General features: G+C 28.3%; 9 protein-coding genes and 2 tRNA genes. 1 reads left to right on the top strand and 10 read right to left on the bottom strand.

From position 1 onward, the window contains the following. Positions 1–112: 112 nt before the first annotated feature. The 8 genes from B2694_RS00960 to B2694_RS00925 all read right to left on the bottom strand — a co-directional run bounded on the left by B2694_RS00960 (position 113) and on the right by B2694_RS00925 (position 5688). A complete protein-coding gene (locus B2694_RS00960; protein ID WP_346884165.1) occupies positions 113–775 on the bottom strand; it encodes a LysM peptidoglycan-binding domain-containing protein in 663 nt (220 codons plus the stop codon). A 139-nt stretch (positions 776–914) separates the two neighbouring features. Continuing rightward, positions 915–1118, bottom strand: a complete 204-nt coding sequence (locus B2694_RS00955; RefSeq protein ID WP_346846916.1) for a heavy-metal-associated domain-containing protein — start codon at positions 1116–1118, stop codon at positions 915–917. Positions 1119–1128: 10 nt separating this feature from the next. Next, complete coding sequence (locus B2694_RS00950; protein WP_346884164.1) at positions 1129–2037, bottom strand: stage 0 sporulation family protein; 909 nt, start codon at positions 2035–2037, stop codon at positions 1129–1131. 2 nt (positions 2038–2039) lie between these two features. Continuing rightward, the gene (locus tag B2694_RS00945) at positions 2040–2975 is read right to left on the bottom strand and encodes a DNA polymerase III subunit delta' (protein WP_346884163.1); all 936 of its coding nucleotides are present in this window, start codon (positions 2973–2975) and stop codon (positions 2040–2042) included. Positions 2976–3045: 70 nt separating this feature from the next. Beyond that, a complete protein-coding gene (locus tag B2694_RS00940) occupies positions 3046–3375 on the bottom strand; it encodes a cyclic-di-AMP receptor (protein ID WP_035130781.1) in 330 nt (109 codons plus the stop codon). 20 nt (positions 3376–3395) lie between these two features. Further along, on the bottom strand, positions 3396–4022 hold the full coding sequence (gene tmk / locus B2694_RS00935) for a dTMP kinase (RefSeq protein WP_346884162.1): 627 nt from the start codon (positions 4020–4022) through the stop codon (positions 3396–3398). 41 nt (positions 4023–4063) lie between these two features. Then, positions 4064–5500 (bottom strand): aminotransferase class I/II-fold pyridoxal phosphate-dependent enzyme, encoded by a 1437-nt coding sequence (locus tag B2694_RS00930; protein ID WP_346884161.1) that lies wholly within the window; start codon positions 5498–5500, stop codon positions 4064–4066. Further along, complete coding sequence (locus B2694_RS00925) at positions 5482–5688, bottom strand: sigma factor G inhibitor Gin (protein WP_035130775.1); 207 nt, start codon at positions 5686–5688, stop codon at positions 5482–5484. Before B2694_RS00925 ends, B2694_RS00930 begins: the two co-directional genes overlap by 19 nt. Before the next feature lie 468 nt (positions 5689–6156). Between B2694_RS00925 and B2694_RS00920 the strand changes: the two genes are divergently transcribed. Continuing rightward, the gene (locus tag B2694_RS00920) at positions 6157–7317 is read left to right on the top strand and encodes a hypothetical protein (protein WP_346884160.1); all 1161 of its coding nucleotides are present in this window, start codon (positions 6157–6159) and stop codon (positions 7315–7317) included. A 126-nt stretch (positions 7318–7443) separates the two neighbouring features. Here B2694_RS00920 and B2694_RS00915 read toward each other — a convergent pair. Then, positions 7444–7517: transfer RNA gene (locus B2694_RS00915), tRNA-Cys, on the bottom strand. A 4-nt stretch (positions 7518–7521) separates the two neighbouring features. Then, positions 7522–7597, bottom strand: a tRNA-Phe gene (locus B2694_RS00910). Positions 7598–7624: the final 27 nt, after the last annotated feature.

Raw genomic sequence — 7624 nt, 5'->3', positions numbered from 1 at the left:
TAGTTATTTTGCGACGCCCCCTATATTTCAGCCTATAAAACCTTAAAACTGTTTTATAGGCTATTGTATTACTTCAGATATCTCCTTAATCTAAAGTTAATTTATTCATATATTATTTATTAGGTATACATAAAGTGTCTTCAACTTTTATTGTATCCTCATTTAGGTTATTATGTGCTTTAATTAATTCAATTCCATCCATTATATCCATATTGGATAAATACTCCTTAGATATGCTAAATAATGTATCGCCTGATTTAACAACATACTTAATGTGATCAGTATGTTCTGCTGCATTAGCTGAAGCTACCTCTTCTGATTTTTGGTCTGATTTTTTTTCTCCTGTTACCAATGAAGTTTCATAAGATATAATAAGTTTTTGTCCTGATGAAATAGTATCATCTTTATTCATATTATTCCTTGTTAATATTTCTGCTACTACTTCATTTGGGTCAGAGCTTGGCATGTAAGTTCTAGCTATACTATAAAGTGTATCATTAGCTTTTACTGTATAGTATCCTTCTTTTACTTCTTCCATACCTGTATCTTTTTTATCTTCTTGTCCTAGTGTAGTTTTATCATTGACCTTTGTGCTATCAGTATTCTCTTTATTTTCATTTATAGCTTCATTAGTCTTTGAGTTAGTTGTTGTAGCTGGTTTGTTACTAGTTTCTTTATTTTGATCTTTATTTCCTATATAGCTTACAGAAAAAAATATTCCACCCAAAACAATTGCACAGCTTATAGCTATTATTATTTGTTTTTTAAATTTCATAATTAACACCTCTCTATATTTTAATACTACTATTTAAATAATTAACAAATTTATATAAAATATACATGTTTAATTAATTTTGTTTATTTTTATACAAAAAAAATCCTTGTAGCTTTATATCTACAAGGATTCTGAGTACTTATATAACTGTATAACCACTATTCTCTATGGATTCAATTATATCCTCTATGTTTATAAAATAATTGTCATAAACAATTTCTACTTCTTTTTTAACTTTGTGTATTCCACAGGCTATAACCCCTTCATTGGCGGATATGGCATTCTTAACTCTTGTAACATCTTTACTTGTAACCATATCACAAACTTTAAGTGTAGTCTTCATATCCTTCCTCCTAATTTTCTTTAAATAGCTCTTTAATTAGTGTAGGGTCTTCAGCTTGATTTTCCAATTCCTTTAAATCAATTTCATTAATTATATCTTCATAGCTACCAGATATTAATGTTAAATCATTTATACTAACTACTTTAATATCATCTTCACCATCTTTTATGTTTACTTTTACTTTTACCGCCTCTTTAACTACACTATTAGAAACTACTTCTCCTTTTCCATAGCATGTATCTACTATAGAACCTACCTTAGGTAATCTTTTTCTTATCCCTTCATATGTTTCTTGCTCATAATTTAAACAACACATAAGTCTTCCACATATTCCTGATATTTTAGTAGGGTTTAAAGATAGGTTTTGTTCCTTTGCCATTTTTATTGATACTGGGGCAAATTCACCTAAAAATGTAGAGCAACATAAACTTCTTCCACAAGGTCCAAGACCTCCAGTCATCTTAGCTTCATCCCTAACACCAATTTGTCTTAATTCTATTCTAGTTCTAAAAATTGATGCCAGATCCTTAACTAATTCTCTGAAATCTACCCTACCATCTGCTGTAAAATAGAATATTACTTTATTATTGTCAAAAGTATATTCTACATCTATAAGCTTCATAGTTAAATCATGGGCCTTTATTTTCTCAAGACATATCTTAAAAGCTTCTTCTTCCTTTTCTTTATTAGTTTTATTTGCATTTATATCTTCCTCTAAAGCTTTCCTTATCACATTCTTTAAAGGAGCTACAATTTCACCTTCTCCGAGTTCTTTCATTCCAACTACACACTCACCAAACTCAATTCCTCTTGCGGTTTCAACAACTACAAAGTCACCTTTTTTTATATCCAAATCACCAGGATTAAAATAATATATCTTACCTGCCTTTTTAAATCTTACTCCTATTACTGTTATCATATTTAAACCTCCTGCATTCTCAAAACCATCGTTATAAATGCCAATGACGAGTTTACATTATTTTTTAAAGTTTTTCTTGTATCATCTACAACTTTAATCATACCATTTAATTTACTTAATGAAAATATATTAACTAAATCTTTAATATCGGATATTTTATCAATATTTATTATAAGCTCTTCATCTCCAACTTCTTTATAAATAATTATATCTCTTATTATGGTTATAATTACATCTAAAATATCCTCTTCCATACTTTTATAATCATTAAAAAACTTTTCATATAATAAAGAAGTTTCATAATCTTTATCCTTAATTTTATATATAAGTTCAAAGATTGTATTTCTTATTAAACTAAAATCCTCATTTTCTATTAAACTCTCTGCTTTTCCTGGTATTCCTTTTGCAAAAGAAATAGCCACTAACATCTTATTTTCTTTAATTACTGTATATCTATTCTTAAGAAATGAAATCATCTCTTCCTTTGATAGTGGTTTTAGTTTATGTATGCCACACCTGGATTTAATTGTATCCAACATGCTTTCTAACTCTTCACATAATATAAATATATAAACATTAGCTGGTGGTTCTTCTATAGTCTTTAAAAATGCATTTTGTGCTTGAAATGTAATCTTATCACCGTTGTCTATGATAATAACCTTTCTATCCCTCTCAAAAGGTTTCTTATTACATTCTTCTATAATAGTCCTAATAGTATTCACTCCTATGGATGCTTTTCCCTTATCTAAAGACCAATTAATTATATCTACATGTTCTCTTGCTTCATCTATTCCTAAGAGCCTTGATGCTATAAATTTAGCTAAGACACTTTTCCCTATACCTTTTTCTCCAACTAGTATATGAGCATGAGTAAATTTATTATTATTAATTGCTTCAATTAAGCTATTTTTTATATTTTCATGACCTATCATACTCATTGGCTCCTTCCTATATAATAAATAATGTACAATAAGTTTAACCTATTGTACATTATTTTACTTGAATATATTATACTCTTAAAAACTTATCTACATCAACAACAAATATAGTAGCACCACCTATATTTACCTCTACAGGATACGGAACATATACTCCTGTAGATCCAGCAACCGGAGAAGGTGATGATATAAGTTGTTTTCTAACTTTGCAGATTTCTTCTATATATCCTAAAACAGTATCAACTTTCTCTACCTCTACACCTATCATTAATGTGGTATTTCCAGCTTTTAAAAATCCACCTGTAGTTGCAAGCTTTGTAACCCTTAACCCATTCTCTGTTAAGATATCGATTAAATCCATAGCATCGTCATCTTGAACTATCGCAATTATTAATTTCATATAATACCCCTCCTAAATATTTATTTATGCTCTATATAGGATTCAACTCTATTTACTATGTTCCTATGAATATTTTCTATAGAGTCGTCTCCATTTATTAATTCTATTTTATCATAAATACTACTAATTTTTGAATATCCTTCAAAAACTTTTTTATGAAAATCCATACCAACATTCTCAAGTCTATCTAATTCCCGTTGATTTTTCTTTCTTCCAATTCCTTTATCATATGGAATACTTATCATAAATACTAAATCCGCTTCAAGTCCACCTAAAGCACAATCATTTATAGATTTGACAGTGTCTATTCCCAAATCTCTAGCAATTCCTTGATAAACTATAGATGAATATACAAATCTATCACATAAGACTACCTTACCTTCAGTAATTGCAGGCTTTATTACCTCTTTTATAAGCTGAGCTCTCGCCGCAGCATATAGTAAAGCCTCACACATGTTATCCATTTCTTGGTTATCATTATCTAAAATTACCGCCCTAATTTTTTCGCTAATTTTAGTTCCTCCAGGTTCTCTCGTTCTTATAACTTCAATACCCTTATCTACAAAATATTTTTCTAATAATTCTATTTGTGTAGATTTTCCACTACCATCTGGACCTTCTAATGCTATTAATAACCCTTTATTCAAAAAACTTACCTCCAAACTTATCTTTTCCTATAGTTTCTTTGCTATTTTATTATAATTAAGTTATTTTCCTTCACTCCTAATAATGTAACATTATTATCTATATAATATCCTATTATATCAATAATATCTTTCGTAATAATCTCTCCTGGCATTATTAGTGGTACCCCAGGTGGATATGGGACAATAGCTTGTCCGCACACTTTATTTACGGAATCTTTAATACTACACTCAACTTTTTTCATATTTAGAGTTTCCCATGGTAATTTATCTATTAGTGGAATTTCATACTGCATAGGCTTTACATATTCATCTACTAAAGTATCCTTATTGCACTCTTTTAGTATTCTATAAAGTTTATCAAAATCATCTCTGGTGTTTGAAGTAGCAAAAATCAATACTACATTTCTTGAGTCACTCATTTCACATTGAATCTTATTAACTTTTAAATAATCTAATAATAGATGTCCACTAAATCCTTTAGGTACATTTATAACATATCTAGTTTTATCTATATATACCTTATTTCTAGTTGATGAACTTTTCTTAATTATATCATGCTCATCTATTATATGATAAAAACCAATGTGATTTATTTTTTTTCTATACTCCTCACATAAATTAATTAATATACTGTAATCCTTACTTCCATACTTCTGTAAATAATATCTACTATAATCCATGCTGGCAAGAAATAAATATGAAGGACTCGTTGTCAAAAACATGCTAGTATAGAAGTTAACCTCATCTAAAAGCTCATCACAATTAGCGTGTAAAAATGATGTTTGTGTTAAGCTTGGTAATGTTTTATGAGCACTTTGAACAACCATATCGCAACCTAGCTTAAGCGGATTATCAGGCAATTCATCTATAACTCCAAAATGTGCTCCATGAGCACAATCTATTAATACCTTCATATTATATTTCTTGGCTTCTTTTACTATTTCATCTAACTCTGTACATATGCCATAATAATTAGGGTATGTTAATAATATTCCCCTAGCATCTTGATTTTCCTTTATTAATTTAAATAGATGCTTCTTATTAATAGAAAAAGGAGCATCATATTTTTCATTTACCTCATTCATAACATATATAGGCTTTAACTTACGTAATATTATACTATTGAATACTGATCTATGACAGTTTCTTTCTACGATTATTTTTTCGCCTTCTTTAAATGTAGCAAATATCATAATCATGTTTCCTGATGTACTTCCATTAACTAAAAAGTAAGATTTTTTACTCCCATAGTAATTAGCAAGTTGTTCTTGTCCTTCTTTTATTATGCCTGTAGGATTATGAAGATTATCTAAGCCCTCTACCTCAGTAATATCAAAGTTAATGAAATTATCTAATAAAATCTTTCCTTCTTTTGTATCTTCATATGCTTTTCCCATTTTATGTCCAGGCATAGCAAAATAGCTATTTTCTTCTTTTTTATATTTCAATAGTGCATCTACTATCGGTAATCTTGGCACTTATCACTCACTCCTCTTGGTATAAGTTGAACTATATTCTTTTTAATACAGTTCTTATAAAATTCATAAAAATCTGTACTAGTTTCTATTGTTAATAATCTTCTTTCACAGTTCTCACAAATTCTTCGTCCATATATAAGTATACCATTATCTAGAGGCTTTCTGCATATAATACATTCCTTATTCATATTTTTCCCCCTCAAAATTTATCCAATAGAACTTGTTATTCTACTATTATATCGTCTTTGAATAAGTCAACTTAGTTAAAATAGAGTAATCCTTCTAAGTTTTATCCATGTTAAGACTGTCTTAATTATCGCCCCTTATAATATATTTTATTCATGAAATTCTTTTTTTTATTTTGTCCAAAAAAAAAATTTCATCTTATAATTCATACTTTTTCTACTTTAAATAACATCAAGTATACTGTTAATAAATTAATAAACCCATATATCTATTAATCTACATAAATTGTCTAATTTCCTTGTATTTATAAATACCTTAAATAAGAAATTTATTAGAAATATAGATACTATTAAAATACTATTTATCTATAAATTTGTTACTGGATAATATAGATATATGTGCACATACTAATTACATAAGGTCAGATATTGATAATATTAGTATCTATAAAATTGTAGGGAGGGTTACAATTGAAACAAAATGTTCTAAGTTTTTTATCTACTATAAAATCTCAAATCCTAGATATTAATAAATTTTTATATGAAAATAGTGAAAACTGTTTTAATGAATATAAATCATCAGATTACATTATAAAACTATTACAAAAATATAATTTTAATATTGAAAAAAATTTCATAGATATTCCAACTGCATTTCGTGCCAGAATTGGACACAGTCATCCTGAGATATGTTTTATATGTAAATATAGTAGTGGAAGTGATGATGGTCATGTTTTTGGTAATAATGCCAATGCTACTATGTCTTTAGGTGCAGCCATAGGTTTATCTTCTGTCATTGACAAAATAGGAGGTTCTATTCTAGTAATCGGATGTCCAGGGAAATACTCCAATGGTTCAGAAATTATAATGACAAAAGAAAATGTATTTGAAAATTGTAGTGTAATTTTTGCTCCTCATGTGGATATTATCACATCTATTAATAATACTTCACAAGCATGCACAACCTTACAGCTTGATTATAATAATTTACTTGTTTCTAATGATAATGCTAATAAAAGTTCATTAGATGTTTGTCTACATACAGTACACTTTATAAACGAGTTAGTTAAAAACATCTCAAAAGAATGTTATATGGATCATTTAAATCTTACTTGTGATAATGCATTAATTGAATATCCTTCATCTGCTAAGGTTAAATTTGAAATTAAATCAAAAGATCATAAGTTATGTCACAAAATTGAAGAAAATATAAGAAGCTATATTAAATGCATAGAAGATATCATAAATATAGATTGCTCTATTAAGCTAATTGAGCTTCCTTGCAAAGAACTTTTAGATAATAAAATAGTAAATAAATTATTTGAAAATAACTTAAAAGAAACCGGATTAATTGAAATGAACTACGGAAAAAAAATGCTATATCCCTTAGGAATTGGTACTGTAAGTCATACTACGCCTACTATATATCCGTCTATATCAATAGTAAATGATCCCTCAATTCATTGTCCATCAAAACAGTTTATGGATTTAACATTAACAGAATATGCTCAATGTAATATATGGAAATCTATTGAAGCTTTAATTTTAACTTCTATAGATTTAATTGAACGAAAGGATTTAATCTATGAAAGCACTACCTCTCTCTCTAAAAATATTTCTAAACCTTTATAATGGAATAAAAGTAAATTCTTATGTAACATACTATATAAGAATTTATATACTAAATCTAATAATGATATACTATAATTTAATAAATAAAATAAAAAGACTTGTAAACAATATGTTTACAAGTCTTTTTGGAGGCGCCACCCAGATTTGAACTGGGGATAAAGGCTTTGCAGGCCTCTGCCTTACCACTTGGCTATAGCGCCAAACTGGTGGCTCGAGCAGGAATCGAACCAGCGACACGAGGATTTTCAGTCCTCTGCTCTACCGACTGAGCTATCGAGCCACACCTGACCTGGCAACAACCTACCCT

Source organism: Clostridium sp. UBA4395 (assembly GCF_002390995.1).
Taxonomy (GTDB): domain Bacteria; phylum Bacillota; class Clostridia; order Clostridiales; family Clostridiaceae; genus Clostridium_J; species Clostridium_J sulfidigenes.
The sequence above is the reverse complement of the archived record's forward strand: the minus strand, read 5'-3'. Positions and strand labels throughout refer to the sequence as shown.